At 69.5% G+C, this 25,355-nt stretch carries 23 protein-coding genes and 2 pseudogenes; 10 read left to right on the top strand and 15 right to left on the bottom strand.

Features of this window, described 5'->3' with window-relative positions:
• Window positions 1-4 precede the first annotated feature (4 nt).
• Window positions 5-1,186 carry a GTP-binding protein gene (locus IO33_RS0105415; protein ID WP_031160807.1) on the top strand — a complete coding sequence of 394 codons (1,182 nt, stop codon included), beginning with the start codon at window positions 5-7 and terminating at the stop codon, window positions 1,184-1,186.
• Between the two features lie 244 nt (window positions 1,187-1,430).
• Here the strand turns inward: IO33_RS0105415 and IO33_RS0105410 are convergent, their stop codons facing one another.
• Window positions 1,431-1,925, bottom strand: a complete 495-nt coding sequence (locus IO33_RS0105410) for a TetR/AcrR family transcriptional regulator (RefSeq protein WP_245235710.1) — start codon at window positions 1,923-1,925, stop codon at window positions 1,431-1,433.
• 148 nt (window positions 1,926-2,073) lie between these two features.
• Between IO33_RS0105410 and IO33_RS0105405 the strand changes: the two genes are divergently transcribed.
• The 4 genes and pseudogenes from IO33_RS0105405 to IO33_RS0105390 all read left to right on the top strand — a co-directional run bounded on the left by IO33_RS0105405 (window position 2,074) and on the right by IO33_RS0105390 (window position 5,822).
• Complete coding sequence (locus IO33_RS0105405; protein WP_051926409.1) at window positions 2,074-3,321, top strand: MFS transporter; 1,248 nt, start codon at window positions 2,074-2,076, stop codon at window positions 3,319-3,321.
• Between the two features lie 114 nt (window positions 3,322-3,435).
• Window positions 3,436-3,843: a nuclear transport factor 2 family protein gene (locus IO33_RS0105400; RefSeq protein WP_031160804.1), complete on the top strand. Its 408-nt coding sequence runs from the start codon at window positions 3,436-3,438 to the stop codon at window positions 3,841-3,843.
• Window positions 3,844-3,845: 2 nt separating this feature from the next.
• Window positions 3,846-4,706 (top strand): annotated as a pseudogene (locus tag IO33_RS43780) (alcohol dehydrogenase catalytic domain-containing protein).
• A gap of 201 nt (window positions 4,707-4,907) precedes the next feature.
• Window positions 4,908-5,822: an NmrA family NAD(P)-binding protein gene (locus IO33_RS0105390; RefSeq protein ID WP_051926408.1), complete on the top strand. Its 915-nt coding sequence runs from the start codon at window positions 4,908-4,910 to the stop codon at window positions 5,820-5,822.
• Between the two features lie 199 nt (window positions 5,823-6,021).
• Here the strand turns inward: IO33_RS0105390 and IO33_RS0105385 are convergent, their stop codons facing one another.
• Window positions 6,022-6,648 carry an isochorismatase family protein gene (locus IO33_RS0105385; protein WP_031160801.1) on the bottom strand — a complete coding sequence of 209 codons (627 nt, stop codon included), beginning with the start codon at window positions 6,646-6,648 and terminating at the stop codon, window positions 6,022-6,024.
• Window positions 6,649-6,870: 222 nt separating this feature from the next.
• Between IO33_RS0105385 and IO33_RS53470 the strand changes: the two genes are divergently transcribed.
• Window positions 6,871-7,248, top strand: coding sequence for a MarR family winged helix-turn-helix transcriptional regulator (locus tag IO33_RS53470; protein WP_280921746.1), 378 nt, complete (start codon window positions 6,871-6,873; stop codon window positions 7,246-7,248).
• Window positions 7,249-8,330: 1,082 nt separating this feature from the next.
• Here IO33_RS53470 and IO33_RS52190 read toward each other — a convergent pair.
• From IO33_RS52190 to IO33_RS0105350, 4 genes are all read right to left on the bottom strand, one after another.
• Entirely contained in the window at window positions 8,331-8,618 is a 288-nt protein-coding gene (locus tag IO33_RS52190) for a hypothetical protein (protein ID WP_245235696.1), read from the bottom strand.
• Window positions 8,619-8,852: 234 nt separating this feature from the next.
• Window positions 8,853-9,308: a hypothetical protein gene (locus IO33_RS0105360; RefSeq protein WP_031160797.1), complete on the bottom strand. Its 456-nt coding sequence runs from the start codon at window positions 9,306-9,308 to the stop codon at window positions 8,853-8,855.
• On the bottom strand, window positions 9,305-10,039 hold the full coding sequence (locus IO33_RS0105355) for a metallophosphoesterase family protein (protein WP_037684899.1): 735 nt from the start codon (window positions 10,037-10,039) through the stop codon (window positions 9,305-9,307). Before IO33_RS0105355 ends, IO33_RS0105360 begins: the two co-directional genes overlap by 4 nt.
• The gene (locus tag IO33_RS0105350; protein WP_031160792.1) at window positions 10,039-10,332 is read right to left on the bottom strand and encodes a plastocyanin/azurin family copper-binding protein; all 294 of its coding nucleotides are present in this window, start codon (window positions 10,330-10,332) and stop codon (window positions 10,039-10,041) included. Before IO33_RS0105350 ends, IO33_RS0105355 begins: the two co-directional genes overlap by 1 nt.
• Window positions 10,333-11,360: 1,028 nt before the next feature.
• Here IO33_RS0105350 and IO33_RS0105345 point away from each other — a divergent pair.
• The 4 genes from IO33_RS0105345 (at window position 11,361) to IO33_RS0105315 (ending at window position 16,546) form a co-directional block, all read left to right on the top strand.
• A complete protein-coding gene (locus IO33_RS0105345; RefSeq protein WP_078963328.1) occupies window positions 11,361-11,963 on the top strand; it encodes a sigma-70 family RNA polymerase sigma factor in 603 nt (200 codons plus the stop codon).
• Between the two features lie 25 nt (window positions 11,964-11,988).
• Complete coding sequence (locus tag IO33_RS0105340; RefSeq protein ID WP_031160787.1) at window positions 11,989-12,777, top strand: anti-sigma factor family protein; 789 nt, start codon at window positions 11,989-11,991, stop codon at window positions 12,775-12,777.
• Window positions 12,778-14,144: 1,367 nt separating this feature from the next.
• Window positions 14,145-14,567, top strand: coding sequence for an ATP-binding protein (locus IO33_RS45790; protein ID WP_031160785.1), 423 nt, complete (start codon window positions 14,145-14,147; stop codon window positions 14,565-14,567).
• Window positions 14,568-15,268: 701 nt separating this feature from the next.
• On the top strand, window positions 15,269-16,546 hold the full coding sequence (locus IO33_RS0105315) for a vanadium-dependent haloperoxidase (protein WP_031160783.1): 1,278 nt from the start codon (window positions 15,269-15,271) through the stop codon (window positions 16,544-16,546).
• A gap of 912 nt (window positions 16,547-17,458) precedes the next feature.
• On the opposite strand, the gene IO33_RS46970 is transcribed toward IO33_RS0105315, so the two are convergent.
• From IO33_RS46970 to IO33_RS0105270, 9 genes and pseudogenes are all read right to left on the bottom strand, one after another.
• A complete protein-coding gene (locus IO33_RS46970) occupies window positions 17,459-17,875 on the bottom strand; it encodes a DUF2267 domain-containing protein (protein ID WP_078963326.1) in 417 nt (138 codons plus the stop codon).
• Between the two features lie 273 nt (window positions 17,876-18,148).
• Window positions 18,149-18,286 (bottom strand): hypothetical protein, encoded by a 138-nt coding sequence (locus tag IO33_RS51060; protein WP_167349429.1) that lies wholly within the window; start codon window positions 18,284-18,286, stop codon window positions 18,149-18,151.
• 151 nt (window positions 18,287-18,437) lie between these two features.
• Window positions 18,438-18,680 (bottom strand): annotated as a pseudogene (locus IO33_RS52185) (Hsp20/alpha crystallin family protein); the annotation flags it as partial.
• A 155-nt stretch (window positions 18,681-18,835) separates the two neighbouring features.
• A complete protein-coding gene (locus tag IO33_RS0105295; protein WP_031160780.1) occupies window positions 18,836-20,650 on the bottom strand; it encodes an FAD-dependent oxidoreductase in 1,815 nt (604 codons plus the stop codon).
• A complete protein-coding gene (locus IO33_RS0105290; protein ID WP_031160778.1) occupies window positions 20,650-20,913 on the bottom strand; it encodes a UBP-type zinc finger domain-containing protein in 264 nt (87 codons plus the stop codon). Before IO33_RS0105290 ends, IO33_RS0105295 begins: the two co-directional genes overlap by 1 nt.
• 5 nt (window positions 20,914-20,918) lie before the next feature.
• Window positions 20,919-21,365: a thioredoxin gene (gene trxA, locus IO33_RS0105285; protein WP_031160776.1), complete on the bottom strand. Its 447-nt coding sequence runs from the start codon at window positions 21,363-21,365 to the stop codon at window positions 20,919-20,921.
• The gene (gene clpB, locus IO33_RS0105280) at window positions 21,362-24,001 is read right to left on the bottom strand and encodes an ATP-dependent chaperone ClpB (RefSeq protein WP_031160774.1); all 2,640 of its coding nucleotides are present in this window, start codon (window positions 23,999-24,001) and stop codon (window positions 21,362-21,364) included. Before clpB ends, trxA begins: the two co-directional genes overlap by 4 nt.
• Entirely contained in the window at window positions 23,992-24,399 is a 408-nt protein-coding gene (locus tag IO33_RS0105275; RefSeq protein WP_031160772.1) for a chaperone modulator CbpM, read from the bottom strand. Before IO33_RS0105275 ends, clpB begins: the two co-directional genes overlap by 10 nt.
• Complete coding sequence (locus IO33_RS0105270; RefSeq protein WP_031160770.1) at window positions 24,396-25,349, bottom strand: DnaJ C-terminal domain-containing protein; 954 nt, start codon at window positions 25,347-25,349, stop codon at window positions 24,396-24,398. Before IO33_RS0105270 ends, IO33_RS0105275 begins: the two co-directional genes overlap by 4 nt.
• Window positions 25,350-25,355 lie beyond the last annotated feature (6 nt).

The raw sequence follows: 25,355 nt of genomic DNA, 5'->3' as shown, positions 1-25,355 counted from the left end.
GTTGATGCCGTCCGATCCCTCCGGCCGACTGCCCGTCACCGTCTTGTCCGGATTCCTCGGCGCGGGCAAGACCACCCTCCTCAACCACGTCCTCGGCAACCGCGAGGGACTGCGCGTCGCGGTCATCGTCAACGACATGAGCGAGGTCAACATCGACGCCGCCCTGGTGCGGGGCGGCGAGGCGGCCCTGTCGCGCACCGAGGAACGCCTGGTCGAGATGACCAACGGCTGCATCTGCTGCACCCTGCGCGACGACCTGCTTCAGGAGGTCGACCGGCTGGCCCGCGAGGGCCGCTTCGACTACCTGCTCATCGAGTCGTCCGGCATCTCCGAACCCATGCCGGTCGCCGCGACCTTCGCCTTCGCCCGCGACGACGGCGCCACCCTCGGCGACCTCGCCCGCCTGGACACCATGGTCACGGTCGTGGACGCCGCGAACTTCCTGCCCGAGCTGGCAAGCGGTGACGAACTCGTCGAACGCGGCCTGGACCAGTACGAGGACGACGAACGCACCGTCAGCGACCTGCTGATCGACCAGATCGAGTTCGCCGACGTCATCGTCCTCAACAAGCTCGACCTCGTGGACAAGGAGTCCGCCGACCGGCTGCGGGCGACACTCACCCGCCTCAACCCCGCCGCACGCCTCGTCCCGGCCGTCCACGGCCGCGTGAAGGTGGGCGACGTGCTGGGCACCCGGCTGTTCGACCTGGAACGCGCCCAACAGGCCCCCGGCTGGGTGAGGGAACTCAACGGCGACCACGTCCCCGAGACGGAGGAGTACGGCATCTCCTCCACCGTCTTCCGCTCAGGACTGCCGTTCCATCCGGGCCGGTTGTGGACCTTGGTGACGGAGCAACTCGACAGCGGCGCATACGGACAGATCCTGCGCTCCAAGGGCTTCTTCACCCTCGCCAGCCGTCCGCACGTGACGGGTCTGTGGTCACAGGCCGGCTCCGTCGCGCGCTTCGAGCCCTCAACTGCACGCGACGCCGACAGCCCCGAATGCCAGGAACTGGTCTTCATCGGCACGCACCTGCACGCGGACGCACTGCACGCGGCACTGACCGACTGCCTCATGGCCGACGACGAGAGCCTGCCGTCCACGGACCCGTTCCCCGCCTGGGACACCTACGGCATCGACGACACCTGCGAGCATGAGCATCCCGAACTCGCGGCGGGCCCCTGAGGACCCCGGGCCGGGCGTGGCCGCCGGTCCTGCACACGAGAGAGCACCATGGGCCACGTGAGCAGACAGCGCCGACGCGGTGGACCGCCGCCCCGTGCAGGCACGGACACGGAAGATCCGCCGGTCATGCGCGTCACGGGAGTCAGGGAAGCCGCCCCACTGCCGGACGAGACGTCTGGGCGCCCGTCACCACCGAACGCGCCCCCGGCCTGACGCGCCGAAGCCGCTCACGGAGGGGCGAGGATCAGACGGACCGGCCGCAGAGATCGTCGACGTAGGTGCACGCATCCAGCTCGGACAGCGTCCAGGGCAGGAAGATGACCCGGTAGATGATGGGGGCCACGACCTTGTCGACGACCTGGTCGTGACTGAAGGTGCTACCGGGCCGGCCGGCGAAGGCGGCCGCTTCGGCCCGGCGGTCACGCAGGCAGTCCGACTCACTCTCGCCCGCCGCGGCGGCCCCGCCACGCAGGAGGGCTGCGTTCACCGGTTTGCTGTAGTGGTTGATCAATTCCTGTGCCCACGCCGTCAGATCGGCGCGCAGGTCTCCGGTGTCAGGCAGGCCACGGTCCGGATCGAGCCGGTAGGTCGCGAGGTCGTTGATCATGCTCCGGGCGTCGCCCCAGCGCCGGTAGATGCTGGAGTGATTGACGCCCGCCCGCTCCGCGACCATCGGGATCGTGACGGCGTCGCTGCCGTGCTCGGCGATCAGGTCCTCGACGGCCTTCCTGATGGACATCAGCACCACGGCGCTACGACCGCCGGTGCGCCGGCGCGGGGACGATTCAGCAATCATGTCCACACCGTAACGCACAGCACTTGGCATTAAGGGTCGTCCGGGTCTACCGTGAATCTAAGGCACACATTTTGGCCTTAGGAGGCCCGAGGTGTCCCCCACCGTTTCACGGCGGCCCCAAAGCCCCGCCCGCGTGACCTCTGGACCCCTTCGGGCCCGCCGAACACTTCCTCCTGTCGCGACCTTCGCCGGATCGGCCGCAGCCTTCGCGGCGCTGTACGTGGCAGCAGGCGCGCCCACACCGCTCCTCGTCGTCTTCGAGCAGCGGTGGCATTTCCCCGCCTGGGTCCTGACCGTGGCGTTCTCCTCCTATGCGCTCGGACTCCTCTCGGCACTCCTCTTCGCGGGGTCGCTGTCCGATCACACAGGGCGCCGTCCCGTGCTGGTCGGCTCGCTGGTCGTGGAGCTCGCCGCGATGCTCATGTTCGTCTTCGCTCCGAACATCGGCTGGGTCATCACCGCCCGCACCATCCAGGGAATCGCCACGGGAGCAGCCACGAGCGCGTTCTCGGCGTCGGTGGTGGAACACGCCCCGCGGCGGCTCATGCAGCTGGGCACGATCATCACCAGCATCGCCCCGGCCGGCGGGCTGGGCATGGGAGCCCTGCTCACCGGAGTGGCGATCCAGTTCAGCAGCCACGCCAATGGGATCGTGTTCTCGGCTCTCGCACTGATCATGGTCGTCGGTACAGCGGTCGTCGCGTCCTCCGCGGAGACGGTCTCCCCTCGGCCCGGAGCGGCGCGGTCCCTGATTCCCCGCGTCTCAGTGCCGGGCGAGGCGCGCCGTGAGTTCATCGCGAGCGTCCCCGTTCACATGGCCGCGTGGATGCTGGGAGGTCTGTTCATGGGGCTCGTCCCGACCATCATCCGAGACCTACTGGGCCTGCGCAGCGGTCTGCTGAACGGTGCCACGGCCTTCGTCGAGCCCGCGGCGGCCGCCGCGGCCGGCGTGTTCCTCGGCCGTCTGTCGGCCCGGCGCACCATCCTCGTCGGCGGCGCGGGCGTACTGCTGGGCACCGCGGTGATCGAGGCCGGTGTGGCCGCCGACATGCTCTCCCTGCTGTGGGCGGGAGGCATCATCGGCGGCGTGGGATTCGGAGCATCGTTCTCCGGCGCCGTCCGCACGGTCGCCCCGCTCGTTCAGCCGCACCAAAGGGCCGGGCTCTTCGCGTCCGTCTACCTGGTCGCCTACCTGAGCTTCGGCATCCCTGCGATCATCGCGGGCCTCCTGGTCGCTCCGGCCGGCCTGCTGGGAACCGTCCTCGGCTACGGCGCCGCCGTCATCGCCGTCGCAGCCCTCGGGCTCTTCGCGCAGTACCGCATCAGCGAGCGTCACTGACCCGGCATGCGGGGAGCGTCAGGAACACCCTGCGTTTCATCGGCACGCATCACCCGATCTTTGGCTTCCCCCAGACCAACCCTCCACAAGAACCAGGCAGAAGGTGACCACCTCATGAGCACCGTCGAGGACAGGAACAAGGCCGTCGTCCGCGAGGCGTTCGACACCCTGTTCAACAAGCGGGACTACGCCGCCGCCGAGCAGTTCTGGTCCCCCTACTACATCCAGTACAGCGCCCACATCGCACCCGGCCGCGACGGACTCTTCGACCTCGTCCGGAGCCTGCCGGCCGAGCTCAGGCACGAATGCGAACTGGTCATGGCCGACGGGGACATGGTCATGGTGCGCGGCCGGTTCTCCGGACACGGCCAGCCCGCCCCGTGGATCGCCGCCGACTTCCTCCGCCTCGACGGGGACGGTGTCCTCGTCGAGCACTGGGACGTGATCGAAGAGGAGGCCACTCGCGAACAGTCCCTGAGCGGCCTGCCCATGTACGGCGACGACTTCCCCGAAGAGCGGTGAACATGAGCACCTACCGAGTCGCGCACACGACCGAACCCAACACACTGCAGCTGACCGAGAAAGAGGTGCCTCAGCCCGGCGCCGGCCAGGTCAGGATCGCGGTGGAGGCATGCGGTGTCTGCCACACCGACGCCCTCTTCGTCAGCGGTGGTCTCCCCGGCGTCTCTTTCCCCGAGGTCCCCGGCACGAGATCGCCGGACGCATCGAGGAACCGGGCGAAGGCGCCGAAGACCGTGGCTGGCACGTCGGCGACCGCGTCGCGGTCGGCTGGTTCGGGGGCAGCTGCGGCCGCTGCACGTCCTGCCGCAAGGGCGACTTCATCCTGTGCGCCGAGCTGAAGGTCCCCGGGTGGGCCTACGACGGCGGCTTCGCGGACAAGGTGATCGTGCCCGCCGACGCGCTGGCCCGCATCCCCGACGCGCTCTCGGCCACCGATGCCGGCCCGATGGCCTGTGCGGGCGTGACCGTCTTGAACGGCCTGCGACACAGCTCCGCCAGGCCAACTCGGCGCCCACCACCCCGGTCGCCGAGGCACTCCAGGCCCTCGGCGGCGCCAGGGCCGCCCTCGCCACCGCCGAGAACTCCGAAGCCCTCACCGCCACCGTGCGCGGCCTGGCCCCGCGGGGGAACTCATGGTCATCGGGGCCGACACCACCCCGTCCCAGCTGCTCACGGGCGCCCATGTGCTGCGCGGCCACCCGGCAGGCACCGCGCAGGACGTCGAGGAGGCCATGGCTTTCAGCGTCCTGCACGGCATCCGGCCGCTGATCGAGACCGTGCCGCTGGACCAGGCGGACGCACCCTTCCAGAAGATGCAGGCAGGCAAGGCCCGCTTCCGGATGCTGCTCACCCCCGGCGGATGACGGCCCGTCAGGACGTCAACCGGGTGCACCGGCATAACCCTTCAGCGGTCTCCGCTCTTGGAGATCCGGTACGGCGGGAGGGCATGCGGGCACATGTGCCCCAGGCGCGTTCCGGCAGGCGCGTGGGCGATCGGCAGAACACAAGGCGGACAGTTGCGAGCGGACCGGACACCCCGGCCCGAAAGTCAGGAGGCGATCGACGTGGGCGTACGGCCCATCCTTGTCACCGGCGTCGGTGGCACAGTAGGCGGAGTCGGACGCATGGTCCTCGACCATGTGCGCGCACACGGAGTGCCGGTGCGGGCTCTGGTGCATCACGACGACGAGCGGGCCTCGGCCCTGCGGGCCCTGGACGGCGTCGAGGTGGTGGTCGGCGACCTCACTCGGGGCGCCGACGTGGTGGAGGCGCTGGCGGGCTGCCGCCGCGCCTACTTCGGGATGAGCGTCTCCCCCGTCTTCCTGGAGGCCGCCACCACGGTCGCGGCGGCCCTCCGGGACAGTGACGACTTCGATCTGCTGGTGAGCATGTCGCAGATGACGGTGTCGCAGATGAGCCTCACCAGCACCACCGAATCCCGCCAGCAGCGGCTGCACTGGCTGGCCGAGCACGTCCTCGACTGGTCGGGGGCGCCGGTCGTCCACGTACGGCCCACGGTGTTCATGGAGAACCCGCTCTTCGCCCGGGTCGCCGCCGCCTCGATCCAGCGGGACGGCACGATCCGCCTCCCGTTCGGCCACGCCCGCACCTCTCCGGTCGCCGCGGCCGACGTGGCAGAGGTCATCGCACACCTCCTGCTCACCCCGGCCCCGCCCTCCCGCCGGGTCTACGAACTGACCGGGGCGCGCTCCCGCGACATGGAAGCCATCGCCGCCGAATTCTCCACCGCCCTGGGCCGTACTGTGACCTACGTCGACGTGCCGTACGAGGAATGGCTGGCAGAGGACCTGGAGAAGCAGGACCTGCCGCCCCACGTCTTCGACCACATCGCCACCATGGCACGGCTGCACAGCGAGAACCGCTACGACCGCGCCACGAACGACATCACCGAACTCCTCGGACGCCCCCCGCTGGAGTTCGACCACCTCCTGCGCAAGACACCCACTGCACAGCTCTAAACATCGGGACCGTCTGACCATCGGGACCGATAGCCGATTCACCTCACCATCCCCAAGCTCTCGTGACCCGCCCTCAGTAACCAACGCGGACCATCAAGGGCTGGAGCTGTCGGGTCTGTGCGATCGCTCGCGAACAACGGTGCTGACCGCCTTGCCCGGCCCCAGCGGCCAAGCAAGGCGGGCGGCGCCCCTCGTGCCTCTAGGCTTGGTAGGCGGCGGAGATCTGGCCGACCAGGACGGCGAACGGCATGTCGAGTGCGGCGTAGCAGGGTCCGGCCTCGGGGGAGGCGTTGTCGGCCAGGGCCTCGACCATGAGGGTGGCGTAGTCGCTGACGATGACGCCTGCCTGTTGCATGCGCAGCAGTCCGGCCTCCCGCTTGGTCTGGCTGAAGGTGCCGGAGGCGTCCACGGCGACGTAGGCGTCGTACCCGGCGGCCGTCGCCGAGATCGCGGGCAGTGCCGCGCATACCTCGAGGGACACTCCGGCGAAGATCAGCTTTCGCCGGCCGGTGCCCTCGATGGCCTCGCGGACCCGCTCGTCGTGCCAGGCGTTGACAGTGCTGCGGTCGATGATCTTCTGTCCGGTCGGCAGGGTCTCGACCAGCTCGGGGGTGGTCGGTCCCCACATACTGTCGGCCGCGGTGGTGGTGACGACCAGCGGGATGTCCAGCACGGTGGCCGCCCGTGCCAGCGCCACGACGTTGTGCTTGAGCTCCCCGACGGGGATGTCCCGGACGCCGGACAGAAGACCCACCTGGTGGTCGACCAGCACCACGGCGGTGTTCTCCCGGGTGACCGGCTCCAGGAACTTGTTGCGCTCGCTCATCTTCCGCTCCTTCGAGGGTTGAGCCACAGCCACATTGGTCACTAAACTTGATAGTCATCATTAGTGACTATTTGAGGCTATGCCTCGGCCTTCCGAAGCGCAAGCATCGACCGTCCCGGGTCCGTCGGAGCTGGGACGCGTTGTCCAAGCGCACTGGGCAGGTGACTAAAATGGCTGGTCACACGTCCCAAGTGGCGGGCGGCCGCGGAGATGGGAGCGGCGTTGACCGGGCACCAGGCTGCGGAACCGGACCTCGGCGTGCTCGCCGCCCGGATCCTCTTCTCCGTTCAGCGTGAGCTGTTCGCCGAGCTCGCCGAGCAGGGCTTCGACGACATTCGGCCCCGCGCCGGCGCCGTCCTCGCCTACCTGCGCGCCGACGGCATCCGCGCCAGCGAACTCGCCCGCGCCTCCGGACAGCACAAGCAGGTCATCGGCTCCCTCATCGACGACCTCGAACGCCTGGGCTACGTCGAACGCAGACCCGATCCTGCGGACCGCCGCGCGAAGCACGCGTGGCCGATCTCCAACACAAGGTCCAGCACCACCGCCAGGACACCGCGACGCAGCCAGGGCGACTGGGCATCGACTGAGGCTGGTTGATCCTCGGCGCTCCACGAACGCACCTGTTGGAAACGGAACATGCGGCGGGTCGTCGAGCCCAGCGACGACCCACCGCTCCTACGGCCTGTCCCTCCACCTGGACCTGTCCGTGCTCCGCTTCCTGGAGATCCGCCGCACCGCGAGCCCGTCCCGGCCGACTTCGACCACGACTTCAGCACCCTGCCCCACCTCGCCCCCGACGAACACCACGTTCGTCACCGCCCGCCGGCACCAGCTCAACAACAACCGGTAGCAGCGAGCGGACCTGGAAGCCGCGCCTCCCAACCGGCACGCTTGTCGGACACCGGCCGAGGCGACGCTGCGGGGCGGGCGAAGCCGCGTGATCGGCAGAGGTTCCCAGGCGTCGTAATCCGGCCCTGATGGGTGGTCACTCTGATGTGTCGGCAGGGCTGGCCAGGGGTGATTCAGGGTTGATCCCGATACCTGTCCACCAGCGCCCGAGCAAGATCGGTCACGTCGCCCAGAGGCTGCTCAACCGCAGACTGTCCAACGGGGTGTCACATGAAGCCCCTCGCCCCGCCGTGCTGCCGCCTTCGGGCTGGCCTGTTCCGTCCTCGTCGGCCTCACCGCCGTCTCGGGTGCCCAGGCCTTGCCCAGCCCTCCACTTCAGCAATCCCCTCCACGACCGGACAACGAGAAGAAGCAGCTCAGAACACGATTTCTGACTGGAGTACTAAGGGTATTGCCGAGATGAGCCCAAAAGGGGGCTGGGGACGAGGCGTGCGCAACGCTGATCTGCGGCACCAGCGAGTGCCGCGTCGATGCCTCCGCTCATGGGGTGCTGGTGCCCCCAGCACACAGTGCGTGGTCAATCAGGGCGCTGGCCGAGTTCTCTTGCTTCAGTATGTGCTCCCGGGTGTCACCGCGTGCCTCGGACATGGAGACCACGGCGCTTCGCCTACCGTCGTCGGTGACGCCGTTGAGGGTGCTGTAGCCGCCGTCCCCGCCCTCGTGGCTCCAGTAGGTCGCTCCGCAGCTTAAGGGGCGCTCGACCAGGCCGAGCCCGTATCGGCCGCCGGGCCACAGCCGTTGCACCTCCGCGCTCACCGGGACGGTCTGCTTCATCCCGGCCAGTTGCCGCTGCGGTACCAGCCAACCGCGAGAAGCGCGCGGAAGCGGTTCTCGTTCCTCGTGGTGGTGACCCATGAAAGGTTCTCGTAGTCCACCGGCATCGGGTCGGTGACGTCCACTCGGGATCCGGGGCCGAAGAGCTGGTACGCCTCGGCGTTCGGCCGCGGCAGGGTGGGTGAGGTGCCCATCCACCGGCTTTGATCCAGGCCGAGCGGGCGCACGATGCGGCCTTCGATCTCCTGGTGGGCGGCGTGACCGGTGGCCTTCTGGATGACCATGCCGAGCAGGACGTAGCCGGCGCCCCATCGTCGGTGGGTGCCGCCTCAGTCCCGGCCGCCGGGTCCGGTCAGTGGATGGCGAACCCCATCAGCACCCAACCCCAGGGCGCGAAGATCACTGGAAGCGATATGAGCCAGCCCATCCTCCAGGAGGTCCTGGACCCGATGAAGACGCGGAACAGCGCCATGTTGACACTCCCCAACGGCTTCACCGCCGAGACCGGTGATGGTGGTTCAGTCGGGTGGTGTTCGGGTGATGGCTCGGTTCCAGATGGGTGTACTGACGGGCGGTCGGACAGCGCGGCGTTGCCTGGCCACACTCACCTGCCAGATGGCGAGGAGCAGCAGCGTGCCGGTTTCGGCGAGGAGGCTGAGGACGGCCTGTGGCGCTGGCTGCAGACCGCGCTCGGTGAATCCGAAGACGCCTATGGTGCGCGAAGCGGTGAAGCCGCCGAGGGCGCCGAGCGCGACGCCTGCCTCGGCGATCCTCAGCAGCGGGGGTGGTGTCCCGATCAGCAGCAGGGCAGCGAGGGCGAAGGATGCGCTGGCCTGAAGCAGGAACAGGGGGCCGATGATGTGGATGAAGCGGTACCCGCCGGTGTAGAGCTGGGCGTGGATGTATCCGCCCGCGGCGAGGGTTGCGGCGGTCGCTGCCCGCAGGGCGGGGACGAGGAATCTTTGTGTGCTCATGCCAGCCTCTGGTCCTTGACGGCCAGTTCGCGATCGCCTCGGCGGTAGCCGACGCTGCGGATGCCGAGTGCGTCTCTGAGTTGTCGGGCAGGGAGCACCTGGGGCGTGGGGGCGGGGGCGCGGCCCGGTTGGGGCAGGGGGTAGGCGGTGGTGGTGGCGGAGTGGAAGGTGATGTTGCCCTCTGTCTTGGTGAACAGCTGATGGACGTGCCCGTTGAGACAGGTGACGGAGGAGAAGCGGCGCAGAAGGGCGATGACCTTGAGAGCGTCGTCGGTGCTCCAGCCCCACTGCGGGTACATGGCGAACAGCGGGATGTGGCTGAAGATCACGACGGGGGTGTCCGATGGCAGTCCCGCCAGGTCCTTGCGTACGAAGTCGATCCGCGCGTTGCCGAGGTGCCCGAGTTTCTCCAGGCTCAGAGTGTTGACCAGGGCGATGAAGGCCACGTCCATGTTCGCCGGGCCCTGGAACCCGATATGGCTGTCGGGGACCTGCACGAACCGCAGCGCGCCGCTTCCCGCTGCGACGGCCCCGGCGGCGGCCCCGGCGTTGGTGTCGTGGGAGTCCGCGATGTGGCTGATCACCTCTCCACTGGCCACGGTCAGGACCACCGCTCCGCTGAACCACCCTGCGTGCCGGATGAGTTGACGTTGAGTCATACCGTGTTCGGTTTCAGGCCGACCGGCGTCGTCGGCCGGTGCCCCGTCGTGGGTGTCGTAGTAGTCGGTCATCAGGTCACCTCCACGGTGGCGGTCATGAACGGATGGATGGTGCAGAGGTAGGCGTAGGTGCCGGGTTTGGTGAACGTGTAGCTGTAGGTGGCGTGGGTGGCCAGGGCGACCGAATGCATGGGGCCGCCCGATCCGGCGCTGGTGACGGTGTGGGCGTCGGTGTCCTGATTCGTCCACGCCACCGTCGTGCCCGCCTTGACCTTCAGCGTGGCCGGGGAGAACGCGAAGTTCTTGATCGCCACGGTATTCCCGGCCACCGGCGCGGCAGCCGGGCCCGTACTCGAGGGACTCATGGGCATGCTCATGCGAGGCATCGGGGAGTCGCCGGGAGCGGAGCCCACCGCCTTCCCTGACCCCGTGGCACCGGGTATTCCAGCCGTCTGATGCTGACCTGGACCGGGCGTGATGGCGCCGGCACCGATGGGCGAGGCATGCGACGACTGGCCGCATGAGCTGAGGAGTCCCAGGGCACCGGCAGTGGCAATGGTGGCGACGGCCAGCCCGGCCGCGGCACGTGATCGACGACCTGGTGGGTGAGGGTTCAAGTACATGGCGTCCGTTCTTCACTGATCAGGCAGAGACAGGAACTGCACCGGCTCGGATGCACGCAACCGCAGGGATGTGTGGCGGATGCCGTGTTCAGGGGCACGCGCCCCTGATGGACACAGCGATCGAGCATGGATGCTGTCCCGCGCCGGCCACCCGCCTCGACGCGCCCGCGCCCGCGCCCGCGCATCCACCCTGCCGCGCCACGAAGATGCAGGCGGCACGCGGCAGTTCCCCCGAGCAGGCGGTCGCGAGTGACTCCGGGCAGGTCGGCGTCGTCGCCCATACGGGCGATGTGCACACTGACCCGCCTGGAGCGCCGCCCCGGTGGTCACGCAGCCCCCGGTCGCCCTGAGTAGGGCCGTCGCCGTGATGTGCGCCGGGCACGGGCCGGGGCTGCAAGGTGGCACCGGCTTCGATGCACGGGGGCGGGGTGAGCGTGGCCGGTGGCGAGAGCGGCGGCGTCGCATGATGCATTTCGGTCACCTCTGTTCCATCCTTTGCCGTACAGGAAAGCGGTGAGGAGTTGCGACGTAAGGTCGGTTCTTGTTCGTCTCCACGGACGGTGAGGGTCCTGCGGTTCGGTGGATATGCACCTTTTGTGGAATATCTTTGGGGCGCTGCAGATCAGCTGACTCCCGGGCCTCACGCACGCTTGACCCTGGCGAGGCCGTAACGCGCGGCAAGGACATCCCCCGCGCGACGCTCACAGAGCGTGACTGGCACGGAGCTGCTCGCGCAGGACAAAGCGGTGTACATACGCGATGATCGGCCTATGCCCTGGAGTTCCCGAAGACACGGTCCAAGGACCGATCCGGATCGCTCCGCGGACCGTGTCTCTGGTAGAGGGACTCTATCGACCGCAGATGAGGAACTGCTGCGCACTCTGTACGCGGAGCACGCAGGACCCCTCTTCCATTACGTGCTGCGACTGACCTCGGGAGACTGGCAATGGGCAGAGGACGTGGTGCAGGAGACACTGCTGCGGGCGTGGCAGCATCCCGCCGCGTTCGACCCCGCACGCGGCCCGGCCCGGGCATGGCTGTGTACGGTCGCCCGGCACCTGGTCATCGACGCCCACCGGGCCCGGCAATCCAGGCCGGCCGAGGCCGGCGGCGATGTGTTGGAGCGTGCCGCCCAGCAGCAACCGGGCAAGGACGAGATCGAGCAGGCACTGCAGAGCTGGGCGGTTGCCGACGCCGTGCGGTCGCTGTCCCCGGACCACCGCGCCGTCCTGCTGGAGACCTACTACCGGGGCCGGACGATGGCGGAGGCCGCACAGATTCTGGGCATCCCGCTGGGCACCGTGAAGTCGCGGACGTACTACGCCCTGCACGCCCTGCGGCTGGCGCTGCAGGAACGGGGTATCGAGCCATGACCGCGGCGGGAAGGAGGCGGCGACCATGAGTGCGGAGCACGACGCCCTCCGGCTGGCGCTGGGAGCACACGTCCTGGGCACGCTGCCCTCGGCGGAAGCGGAACAGGTGCGCGCCCACCTCGCGGCATGCGCCGAATGCCGGGCCGAACACGCCCAGCTGGCGGAATTGCCTGCGCTGCTGGCAACGGTGACCGAAGCCGAAGCCTCGGGCCGGACGGTGCCGACGGGCGACAGTGACCTGACCGACCGGCTGGTGGCACGGGCAGCCGAAAGCGCGCACGGCTCCCTGCCCGAGCAGCTCACCGCGCCCGCGGCGTCACGGACGCCGGAGGGGGGTGTGCTGGAGAGGCTGCTCCAGCAGGCCGCGGCCAGGCGCCGCAAGTCCTGGCGTCTGCAACTGGCCGGCGCCGCAGTCTCGCTGACGCTCATCGCGGCAGCGGCCGGCGGCACATGGTTGGCGACCATCGGATCCGTGGGCAGTCAGGCGGGGCCCCCCGGGCCGACCGCGCCGACGGTCTCGCGCACCTTCTCCGGAAGCGATCCCACCACCGGCGTCACGGCCTCGGTGAAGGTCTCGCCCTCTGCCTGGGGCAGTGTCCTGCAGATCTCCGCCGGGGGGGCACCCGCTGGAATCACCTGCCGGCTACAGGCGGTCGGGCCCGGCGGGGCCAGGACGGACGGCGCTACCTGGCGGGCAGGCCATTACCCGCCCGGCACCAGGATCCCAGGATCGCTTCCCATGGCTCCGGGGTCCATCGAACACTTTGAGATCCTCGCAGGCAACGGCCAGAAGCTGGTCACCATCCGGGCGTGAGGCCGGGCCATGCCGGTCATGTCACAGGATGGCCCGGCCGCCCAGTGACATGACGACAGCAGTCGGGTGTGAGCGCATGGTGACACAAGAGGCCAAGAAGACGTCGCCTTCGAGAGGCCGGGCCGTCAGCGGGGAGGGGGACCGGGCAGTCGACAACCACCGGGCCGGCTCAAGACCGGTGAACCGGGTTGGAAGAGCACGCACAGGACGTCCAGTCAATGGCCGTCGAAGACGGCTTCTGCTCATGCCGCCGGCTGTACAGGCATGCTCGTGACCACCATCGTCCGCCGATTCCGCCACACCGCACGGCTCCGGGATCGGTGAGACGGTCCGACAAGGGCTCCCGTCCGATGAGCGGCGGCGTCGGAGGCCGACACCGGCACCTCTATGGCCGAGGGCTGATCGGCACCAAGCGCGCGGAGGCGGCTGATGGTCGATGCGGCCGTCACCGGCCGGGAAGGATCACCCCCGCGGCCAGGCTGATCAAGGTGAAGGCCATCCGTGTGCACGACCAGCGGGCCGTCCGGGCGGCTTCAAGCAACCACCCGACCAATCTGTCCGCCGTGGTGCCACACATCGCGGGGCCGGTCAGCTGCTGCGGCTGCTTCGCCTGCACGACCTGTCATCGGGCGACTGCGTCGGTATCGGGGCAGTTCTGCAGCTCGGTCGTGGGGCTCTGGCCCGCTTCCGTCACGCGACGTCCGCAGTGGCAGGCCGGCCATCCCGCGCCGAGCTCCTCGGATGCCGGCTGCGCACACGGGCGGGCACGGCTGTGCGGGGGGCCTGCGGCATACAGCTCAACTTCCGCCGGGGAGGCGAAAGCCAGTGCCTTGGTCCTTCCCGCGACGCTCCGACGGTTTCCGGGCCCTGGTCGCTCTCGCCCCCGCTCCGGCGAACCGGCCCAGTCCGCAGCCGACTTCATGCATGGGTGGGCCGACGGGGCGTGCACGACTCTTCCTTTCCCCGAAGTCCGTACAGCCCGGAGAAGAGGATCCAGCACGTCTGCACACCGAGGGCCGCGACCCAGCCGGAATGCGGGCAGGGATGTCCGTCCCGCTCTACGGCGCGACGCTCCGCAGGGCCGTCCGGAAGACCACGGGCGAGGGGACCGAGCTCCCGGTGCCCGTCCGGCCGTGAGCTCTGGGCAGAGGCGGCTGAGCCCAGACAGGCGCCGACATTGCCATGACTCGCAAGAATCCGAACAAAAGAGGCGAACAGCTCGAACCGTCCGGCATACGTCGTCCGTGGAACTGAATGAGCGCGCCCATAAAGGATCAGGATCCGGCCTATCGACCGCCCCCGAAATTGTTTGCGGTCACCCCGTTCCGGTCTCCACACATCGACAGAAGAGCCAGAAGACCATGTTTGTGACCGATTCCGCCAGCCCGACTTCACTGCCCGGCCGGCCCTGCCGCCGCCAGGCACTGCTCACCCTGCCGGCGCAGGAGGCGCACGTCTCCGCCGCCCGTCACTTCGCGGCCGATCTGCTGGAGACCTGGAGTGTGCCCACGAGCGAGCGGGACTCCGCCGTCCTCATCGTCGACGAACTCGCCACCAACGCCGCCCAGTACGGCCATGAGCGCATGACCCTGCTGCTCACCCTCGACCACGGCACTCTGCACATTGTGGTCACTGACTCCGGCGCGGCCGTGGAACGCCATCGCCCCGACCTCGCCCCCGATGAACACGGTCGTGGCACCGGCATCGTCCAGTACCTCGCCCAGTCGACCGAGACCCACCAGACACGCAGCGGCCGCGAAGTCCGCGCCTGCCTGAGGTGCTCGCCATGACCGGGCCGTACGCTCCTCACGAGCTGCGACCCCCTGCCGGGGCCGGCACCGCCGCACAGCGACGGGCTACCGGGGTCGGCCGCGGCGCCGGGGCACCCGAAGCCCGAGCCGAGTGGGCCTTCGCGACCCACAAGCCGTGCCCCATCGACGGCTGCCCGGGCCCGGCCCACGTCCCCATGCGGTCCACGGCACGCCCATCGGCCCTCTACCACGGCGGCCCCCACCACGACACGGTGCTGTGTCGACGCTGCGGCGCCGGCCCCTGCGTACCGGCGGAGGTGTGAGCGTGGACGCCACCCCGAACAGCGGCAAGGGCATCGACGCCCCGCCCTCGCACGAGGCATATACGAATGCGCCGGATCTGCGCCGCGGGATGCACCAAGTGCTCGTCCTCGGAGCCGAACGCGACGGCCGCCAGGCCAGGCCCCTCACCGGCCCCCGACCGATGCGACGGCCGCCGAACGCGCCTGGCTGCTACGGCGGGCCGCCCTCATGGACCCGATGGCCCACCCGGCCCCGGCCCGGTCGCGGCTGCCGCAGAGACCGCCGAACAACTCCTCCTCCACGACCGCCGCCATCCCGGCCTGCCGGCCGGCCCGCACCACCCCGACACCATCACACTCGCGTGGCCGGCCCGGATGAGCCACGTGCATGACCGCCAGGTGCCACAACCCGCCACCAGAAACAAGGAGCCACAGAACATGGGTGGAAAGCAGAAGACACTCGCCATACTTGCCGGAACCGCGCTGGCAGCCGGACTCACCAGCCCGGCCTTCGGGTTCACCACCGCTCACTCGCCGGCCCTGCGCACAACCGCGAGGGGGTCGGGGGTCTCGGTCGTGCAGTGGAACCGCGAGCTCATCACCATACTCGGCGATCCGAAGGCGCAGCCGTCCACCGTCCAGCCCACGCGCAGCTTCGCGCTTCTCCAGGCCGCCGAGTACGACGCCGTGGTATCGATCACCCGGGCTGGCCCCGCCTACGTGTTCTCGGTGTCGGCGCCAGGAGGCGCTCGTGCGGATGCCGCGGCGGACCAGGCAGCCCACGATGTGCTGGCCGCCCTGTACCCGGCCAAGCGCGCAGGCGTGGACCAGCGGCTCAGCAGCCAGTTGTCCGCGATTCCGGGCGGCCCGGGCAAGCAGGCTGGCATCGGTGTGGGAGCCGAGGTCGCCCGCCGACTGATCAGCCTGCGGTCCCACGACGGGTCCTCGGCCAAGCCGCCGCGGTTCCGCCCCGGCGACAAGGCCGGTGACTACCGGCCCACCCCGCCGGCCTTCCCGGCACCGGTGTTCACCAACTGGGGCTCGGTCAAGCCGTTCGTGCTGGCCAGCGGACGCCAGTTCCGCCCGGCAGCGCCGCCGGCCGTGAGCGGCGCCGCGTACGCCACCGCTTTGAACGAGGTCAAGAGCCTGGGGAGCAAGACCAGTACCACCCGCACCGCCGATCAGACGGCAGCTGCGAAGTTCTGGGCGGCGGCGCCCGTCTGGAACGTCTGGAACCAGGTCGCGCAGGGCCTTGTCACCTCCCAGAACGCGAGCCTGGAGAAGGCGGTGAAGGTCTTCGCCCGGCTCGACCTGTCCCTCGCCGACACCGCGATCGCGATGTACGACGCCAAGTACGCCTACCGTGTATGGCGGCCCGTCACCGCCATCCGGCTCGGCGGCACGCACTACAACCCGGGCATCGTCGGTGATCCCCACTGGACCCCCCTGCTGCCGACCGCACCGGATCCGTCCTATCCCGGCGCTCACGGTGCTCTCAGCCAGGCGGCGGCAACGACGCTCGCCGGGTTCTACGGTGCGCGCCATCATCTCGCGGTGACGTCGAAGGGCGTCACCCGAACCTTCGCCGGCTTCCAGGACGCCGCCACCGAAGCGTGGCTCAGCCGGATCTGGTCCGGCCAGCACACCTCCCTCGACAACCGCGCGGGCCAGCAACTCGGCACCCAGGTGGCCGATTTCGTGGCGCGTCATCTCTGACCCCCACCGCGCGACAACCATGCACAGCATGGCTGTGGCCGGAAGCCAGTGGTCCCGGCGCAACGGGTACCACCGGCTCGGACCACGTTCAAAGAGCGGCCATCCTCCGCGCCGAGGGCCCGCGGCTGCTGGCCGGCAGGCCGGATGTCCGCCCGCAAGAAGTCCTGGCTTCCCATCACCGCGACGCACTGACTGAATGACTGTCGCGGTGGGACCCGCCCGGTCGGTACTGCGGATGATGGCGACGGCTGGCTGGATCAGGCCCCCGTGATGGGGTCTGATCCAGGTTAGGGTGACAGGTTCGGTCACGCGGCTTGAGGGGCCGGTGTGGTCATGCCGACACGCCTCTCACCAACTGTGTCGACTCCCGCCGCAGGGCCTTTCCTGTGCCCGCAGAGACTGAGCGGCGCTGTCGGGCGCGGTCTCTCAGCCGATCACCCACCACACAATGCCTCTGAACCGATCAACCCCAGATGTCCGAGTTCAACGCAGCGCAGTCAGCACCAAGTCAGCACGGGAGTCAGCACCGCACCGTCAAAACACCCCGAACTACGCGTCCCGGATGGCATGCGTTTCGATCGCCTCCGAGCCCCTGAACCGCCTGTCCGCAAGTCGGCATGGTGGCCGCACGCACAGTCAGCCGCCGAACTATGGTGTGCCGCCACATGTGCCCCTGACCTGCATCTTCCTACCGTGTGCCGACACGTACCCGTCCCCACCGCACACGAGGAAGTGGCGCCCATGGCCTCCGGAACCACCGCTCCCCCACCCCGCGCCAGTCTCCCCAGAATCGTCGCCGCCAGCCTCATCGGCACCACCATCGAGTGGTACGACAACTCATTCGATCGGGGCTAGGACCTGCGGTTTTCTGTGATTCCGGCCTTCGAAGTCAGCACGGAACCAGCACGGGGTTCATGGCATGCTGACTCGGTGCCGGCCGACCTGCGTCGCAGCGCGCTTCACTCCCCCCGGCGGCCTCCGAACACGGTTGCTCAGTGTCACCAGCAGCCCGAGCTGACAGGGATGAGCCAACCGCCTGATGAGGGACAACGCCATGCGAATCGCCGAAGCAGGCGAGGGGCACCACACGAAGCTTCGCGCCCGCTGCGGCGCGGCACGGTCCAGCACTTGTCCCAGCGGGCCGGGCAGCTGGGATGCGAGGTCCTTGATCTCTCCCGGGCTGATCCGTTGGGCCAGCACTTCCAGCACGGCGTTGGTGACGTCCGCGGCTTCGTCCTGGTCGTTGTATTCGCCTCGCTCGCGCACACGGGCGAGGAATCCGTCGTATTTTGTAGCTGACTTCCTTCTGCCTTGCTCACCGCTGGTCATGGGGATCGCCCGAGGCGCCGCCGTCGGGCCGACCGGGTCCGTCCGCCGGCGCGTAGCTGCCGTTCGCAAGGCCCTTGGCCCGAGACTCCCGCACGGACTTACGCAGGGCACGTCGGAAGCGCCCGGAGCGGAGCGCGTGGGTTGTCTGTTGATCTCGTCGTCGAGGCGTTGTCCGGCCGTGGCGGACGTACGACTTGCCGTGCCACGGTGCCGGCCATCCTCGGCAAGTACAGGGTGCTGCCCGCTCCGGTGCCCGGCGGTGACGGCGGGCTCCTACTCCCGGCGGCGGGCGGCGCGGTCGGCAATTCTCAGGACCTCGCTCACCGTCAGACCGGCCGAGTTCGCTCCCGCGTACGCCTCGAATAAGGTCAGCGAGACCAGCAGGAAGAACCACCAACGGTGAGGAGCCACGTAGCGCGTCTCCGCCACCGTGAGGCGTGTCGAGCCTCGCCGGCCCGGCCGCATTCCCGGCTGGGTGCCCGGAACCGCGGCGCTCGCGTCTCAGCCCGTCCTGCATCTCAGCCTTGATTTTGTGGGTGTCCAACTCTCCGGGCAGCCGCAAACGGTACTCGAAGGCTCCGACGCGGCGGGTGCTGCGTCGCAGGACGCCCTTGCGCTCCCGCTCCCTGATCTCTCCGGTGACCACGAGTTCGGGACCGTTGGCCTCTACGTCAATGTCCCTGCTCTTCACTCCGGGGAGTTCGATCCCTATGTGGAACGCGTCCTCGGACTCCGACACGTCCGCGAGAGGCGTCCACGCAACCGCGGGTGCCGCGCCCACCGTCGACTCCACCAGGCCGCTCATCTGGTTGAGCAGTTCGGCGAACTCGGACAGGGATTGAGAGGGGTGGGCGCCCAGACGGGCCTTTCCTGCAGGCCGCCACCGCGGTGGCGGCGGACGGGCATGGCCATCCCAACCGTCTCCTTCTTCTTTCTCGTAATCTCATCGTCCGCCATTCGTCATGCGAGCCATGCGGACTCCTTGTGACGTATGCGCGGGAAGACGTCCGAGTGGCCCGCGACAGCTGACGTGCCCGTGGTGCCGGGTACGGCCGAGTGCCCCAGGTGCCGGTGCACGAAGTGGATGGCCATCGCGCCCTCACCGGCCGCGGAGGCCACCCGCTTCACCGAGCCGCTACGGACGTCCCCTACCGCGAAGACCCCGGGCAGGCTGGCCTCCAGGGTCATGCACGAGCGCCCGCGGCCGTGCCACACCTCGGGGTAGGCACAGGCTTCCTGGGCCTCCGGCCCGGTGAGGACGAAGCCGCGGGAGTCGAGGGCGATGATGCCGGCGAGCCACTCGGTGTGAGGTTCGGCGCCGGTGAAGACGAACAGGCTCCGTACCGCGAGCCGGCGGTGCCCGCCCGTGCGGTTGTCGACCACGTCGAGCTCCTCCAGCACTTCCTGGCCGATGACCTCGGTGACCTCGGTGTGCAGCATGACCTCCACCCGCGGATGGTGCTCGACCTGGTCGACCAGGTAGCGGGACATGTTGGCCTCAAGGCTGGCTCCGCGGACCAGCAGGTGCACCTTCGGCGCGTACCCGGCGAGGAACAGGACCGCCTGGCCCGCCGAGTTGCCTCCGCCGACGACGGCCACCGGGTCGGTGCGGCACTGCTGGGCCTCGTAGACGGTCGCCGAGTAGTGCACGCTCGTTCCCTCCAGGCGTTCGATGCCGGGCACCTGGAGCCGGCGGTAGCGGGCACCCACGGCCAGGACGACGGCGCGGGCGGCGATCTCGCTGCCGTCGGCGAACGCCACCACGTAGTGGTCGTCGTCCTTGGCATGGAGACCGGTCGCCTCCAGCGGAAGGCTGATCCTGGCGCCGAACTTGTCGGCCTGGAGCACGGCGCGTTCGGTGAGTTCGGCGCCGGAGATACCGGACGGGAAGCCGAGCAGATTCTCGATGCGGGACGACGTGCCGGCCTGGCCGCCGGTGGCCATCGCCTCCACCACCGTGGTGCTCAGGCCCTCGGAGGCGGCGTACACCGCGGCGGCGAGGCCGGCGGGTCCGGAGCCTACGATGAGGACGTCGCCGTGACGGTTTCCGGCGGGTAGTGACGGCAGGCCGATGAGCCGGGCCAGTTCCGCATTGCTGGGGTTGCGCAACAGGGTGGTGTCCCGCCAGATGACGAGTGGTGTCTCCCCGGGACCGACGCCGAAGCGGCGCAGCAGCTCCTCGGCCTCCTCGTCGGTCTCCAGGTCGATCCAGCGGTGCGGCAGCCGGTTGCGGACGGCGAACTCGCGCAGCCGTCTGGTGTCGGGCGAGTAGCGCGAGCCGATGATGCGGAAGCCGGCGCCCTGTCCGACGAGCAGCGCGCGACGGCCCAGGCAGGCGCGCAGCACGACGTCCCCGATGGTGGAGTCCTGGGACACCAGGCGGCGCAACCGGTCCACGGAGACGACGAGAACCTCGCCCGGCTCCCTGGCGACAGCGGTGTAGAAGGCCACTTGTCCGTACAGCAGGCCGAGTTCACCGATGAAGCGACCGGGGCCGTGCACGCGCAGCACGTGCTCCTCGGGAGTGCCGTAGTCCTCGACGACGGCGACGGTACCGCTGAGGACGACGAAGAACGTCTCGCAGCGCTCCCCCTCCCGGATCAGCACGTCGTTGGGAGCCATGGTCCGGCGTTGCCCGTGCTCCGCCAGACGTGCTGTCTGGTCCTCCGTGAGGCGCGGGTACGCGCCGTAGATGTCCGGGGTCTCCCAGAAGGCGGCCTCGTCCGCTTTCTCCGGGACCGGTTCTCCGCCCGGCAGCGACTGGTTGCCGGACATCAGACGAACGCCTCGTGAACGTAGCACCAGCGCCATTCCTCGCCGGGCTGGAACGACTGCACGATCGGATGGGCGACGGCAGACGCGTGCCTGCGCGCGTGCTTGTTCGGTGAGGAGTCGCAGCAGCCGACGTGCCCGCAGGTCAGGCAGAGCCTCAGGTGGACCCACGGGGAGCCGAGCATCAGACACTCCTGACACCCTTCTGGGCTCAGCGGCTGGACCGGCCGGACAAGCGCGAGGTGGGGGTCTGCGTGCAGGGTCATCCGGATCACCTTTTCCGGGCGGTGATCGACTGTTCCACCCATCGGCGAAGAGCGGGGGCGGGCGCCGCCCCCGCCTGCCGGGCGACCGTCTCGCCCTGGTCGAGGATCAGCAGTGTCGGTACGGCCTCGACCTCGAAACGCTGCGACAGTCGCGGGTTCTTGTCGACGTCGACCTTGACGAGTTTGATGCGGCCGGCGAGATCGGTGGCGACCTTCTCCAGTGCGGGGCTGACCATGCGGCAGGGGCCGCACCAGGTGGCCCACAGGTCGACCACGACGGGGACGTCGGCCCGCTCGGCGACCTCGGTGAAGTCGTCGTCGCCCGCGTCCACCATCCACGGTAGGGGCTGCTTGCAGTGGCCGCAGTTGGGGCGGCCCTCCGCGGCCACGGGCACCCGGTTGGTGCGCCCGCAGTGGGGACATCTGACGGTCGTCGCCTGCATCGTGCTCATGCCGCCCGCGCTCCCTTCACGTCCTCGGGCTGGTCGTAGGTGACCACCAGCTCTCCATGTTCGGCGTCGACGCGGACCGTCGCGCCGTCCTGGACGTCACCGCGCAGCAGGGCGCGCCCGACCATCGTCTCGACCTCGTGCGAGATGTAGCGGCGCAGCGGCCGGGCCCCGTACACCGGGTCGTAGCCCTGGTGGGCGATCAACTCCCGGGCGACTTCCGTGAGTTCGACGGTGATGCGGCGTTCGGCGAGGCGGCGGCGCAGTTCGTCGAACTGCAGCTCCACGATCCGCTCGATCTGCCGCTCACCGAGCGGCTTGAACAGCACGATGTCGTCGACGCGGTTGAGGAACTCCGGGCGGAAGTGCCCGCGCAGCTCGCCCATCACCAGGGCCCGGGCGTCGGGCTTGATCTCGCCCTCGGCGGTGGCGCCGTCGAGGAGGTGCTCGGAGCCGATGTTGGACGTCATGATGATCACGGTGTTGCGGAAGTCGACGGTGCGGCCCTGGGAGTCGGTGATGCGGCCGTCGTCGAGGACCTGCAGCAGGGTGTTGAAGACATCGGTGTGCGCCTTCTCGATCTCGTCGAACAGCACGACCGAGTACGGCTTGCGGCGTACGGCCTCGGTGAGCTGGCCGCCTTCCTCGTAGCCGACGTATCCGGGTGGTGCGCCCATGAGCCGGCTGACGGTGTGCCGCTCCTGGTACTCACTCATGTCGAGGCGGACCATGTTCTCCTCGGAGTCGAACAGGGCCGCCGCGAGGGTCTTGGCCAGCTCGGTCTTCCCGACGCCGGTGGGACCGAGGAAGATGAACGAGCCGATGGGGCGGCGCGGGTCGCGGATGCCGGAGCGGGCGCGGATGATGGCGTCGGCGACGAGTTTGACGGCCTCGTCCTGGCCGATGACGCGCTCGCGCAGGATCTCGTCGAGGCGCAGCAGTTTCTCGCGTTCGCCCTCCTGGAGACGGGCGACGGGGATGCCGGTCCAGGCGGCGACGATCTCGGCGATCTCCTCCTCGGTGACGACCTCGCGCAGCAGCCGGTTCTGCCCCTGCTTGGCGGCCAGTTGCTCCTCCTCGGCCTTCAGCCGGCGCTCCAGGTCCTGGAGGCGGCCGTAGCGGAGTTCGGCGGCGCGGTTGAGGTCGTAGGCGCGTTCGGCCTCCTCCGCCTCGAGGCGGACCTGCTCCAGTTCCTGGCGTAGTTCCTGCACGCGGCGGATGGCCTGCCGTTCGGCCTCCCACTGGGCGTGTTTGGCGTCGGCCTCGCCGCGCAGGTCGGCCAGTTCCTTGCGCAGTTCCTCCAGGCGAGGCTTGCTGGCGGCGTCGGTCTCCTTGGACAGGGCCGCCTCCTCGATCTCCAGACGGGTGACGCGGCGGGTGATCTCGTCGAGTTCGGCGGGCATCGAGTCGATCTCGGTACGCAGCCGGGCGCACGCCTCGTCGACGAGGTCGATGGCCTTGTCGGGCAGGAACCGGTCGGTGATGTAGCGGTGGCTGAGGGTGGCCGCGGAGACCAGCGCGGTGTCCTGGATCTTCACGCCGTGGAAGACCTCCAGGCGTTCGCGCAGTCCGCGCAGGATGGAGATGGTGTCCTCCACGCTCGGCTCGTCGACCAGCACCTGCTGGAAGCGGCGTTCGAGGGCGGCGTCCTTCTCGATGTGCTTGCGGTACTCGTCGAGGGTGGTGGCGCCGATCATGTGGAGTTCGCCGCGGGCGAGCATCGGCTTGAGCATGTTGCCCGCGTCCATGGCCCCTTCGGCGGCGCCCGCGCCGACCACGGTGTGGAGTTCGTCGACGAAGAGCAGGATGCGTCCCTGGGCGGCCTTCACCTCGGACAGCACGGCCTTGAGGCGTTCCTCGAACTCGCCCCGGTACTTGGCGCCGGCGACCAGGGAGCCCATGTCGAGAGCGAACACCGTCTTGTCGCGCAGGCCCTCGGGGACGTCGCCGCGAACGATGCGCTGGGCCAGGCCCTCGACGATGGCGGTCTTGCCGACGCCGGGATCGCCGATGAGGACGGGGTTGTTCTTGGTCTTGCGGCTGAGGATCTGGGTGACGCGGCGGATCTCCGCATCACGGCCGATGACCGGGTCCAGCCGCCCGGACCGGGCCTCGAGGACCAGGTCGCGGCCGTACTTCTCCAGAGCCTCATAGGCCACTTCAGGGTTGGCGGAGGTGACGCGCTGGTTGCCGCGGACCTGGGTGAGCGCGCTCAGGAACGAATCCCGGGTCACGCCGTACTCCTTGAGCAGGCGTCCGGCGGCGGTCGCCGAGCCCTCCTCGGCCAGGGCGAGCAGGAGGTGCTCCACGGACACGTACTCGTCCTTGAGGCGTTTGGCCTCCCGCTCGGCGGTATCGAGCAGGCGGGACAGGCGCTGGGTGACGAAGACCTGGCCGGGTGCCGCGCCGGGACCGGTGACCTTCGGGCGGCGGGAGAGTTCCTCGCGCACGGCCGCGCGCAGCTCCTTCGGCTCCGTGCCGGCCTGTTGCAGCAACCGCGGGATCAGACCGTCCTCCTGATCGAGAAGCGCGAGCAGCAGGTGTTCCCCGTCGACCTCGGTGTGCCCCATGCCGACGGCCGCGCTCTGGGCCTCTTGGAGGGCTTCCTGCGACTTCTGGGTAAGACGGTTCATGTCCATGGGGGTGTTTCACTCCTCGTGCCGCGGCCGCGCAGGGCGGCTTCGAGCAGGCTGATGCGGTCGAGCAGGTCGAGCACCAGGCCGATGGATGCGTAGTTGAGGCAGAGTCCGGTGCGCAGCCGCTGGATACGGGCGAGAACCGCCGGGGCCGTGGGGTCGAACACCAGTCGCCCCGCGGAGTCTCGTTCGGCCTCCACCAGGCCGAGGGCGACGAACCGGCGGATCAGATCGGGGTGGAGGCCCGAGCGAAGGGCCACGGCGGCCAGGGAGAGCCTGGGGACGGGGACGAGCGCGTACCGGACAGCCGTCGAGGCGGTGATGTCGGCGTCCGCTCGTACCGGACGGGCGCCCACGTCGGCCCGGCCGATGCCCCCCGCTCCCGCGGGTCGGTCGTTCATCGCGTCCTCCTGGGGTCGAACGAGGAAGTGGCGGCGAGCTCCTCGAACAGTTCGCGCTCCCGGTCGCCGAGGGCGGGAGGCACCATGACGCGAAGTTCGGCGTACAGGTCGCCGTTCGCGCCCCGCGGGTTCGGCATGCCCTCGCCGCGCAGCCGCAGCCGCCGGCCGCTGGACGAGCCCGCGGGCACCGTGACCTTCGCCGTGCCGCCGCCGGGCGTGGGCACCGGCACGGTCGCGCCCAGGGCCGCCTCCCACGGGGCGATCGGGACCTGGACGTGCACGTCACGGCCGTCCAGCCGGAATTGGGGGTGGGGCTGGATACGCACCCGCAGGTACAGGTCGCCCGCGGCGGCGTCACCACTGCCCTGGCCACCCTCACCCGCCAGCCGGATGCGCTGCCCGTCGGTGACGCCCGGCGGCACGTCGACCTCGTACCGCCGCGGCTGCCCGGTGGGACCGGCGAGTGTGACGGTGCGACGGCCGCCTCGGTACGCCTCCTCGACAGTGAGCGGCAGTTCCGCCTCCTGGTCCGCTCCAGGGACGCCGCCTCGGGCGGCGCCGGCTCCGAACATGGAGCCGAGCAGGTCCTCGACGTCGATGCCCTCCGCGCCGAAGCCGTCTCCGAAGCCGGTGGCGTACCGGACGCGAGGACCGCCCCCGCCTGCGGTCCTCCGACCGCGGAAGCCGCCGCCGGCTCGGGCCGCGACCCGTTCGTCGAAGTCCTCGGGGATCTTCCGGAAGTCCTCGCCGAAGCGGTCGTAGCGGGCCCGGGTCTTGGGATCGGACAGGACGCTGTATGCCTCGTTGAGGTCCTTGAAACGCTCCTCCGCCTCGGGGTCCTTGTTGACGTCTGGGTGGTACCTGCGGGCGAGTTTGCGATATGCCTGCTGGATCTCGTCCTGGCTCGCGGTCCGCGACACGCCCAGCACCTCGTAGAAGTCCCGTGCCATGACCGG

The organism is Streptomyces durhamensis (assembly GCF_000725475.1).
In the GTDB taxonomy this organism is placed as follows: Bacteria; Actinomycetota; Actinomycetes; order Streptomycetales; family Streptomycetaceae; genus Streptomyces; species Streptomyces filipinensis.
The sequence above is the reverse complement of the archived record's forward strand: the minus strand, read 5'-3'. Positions and strand labels throughout refer to the sequence as shown.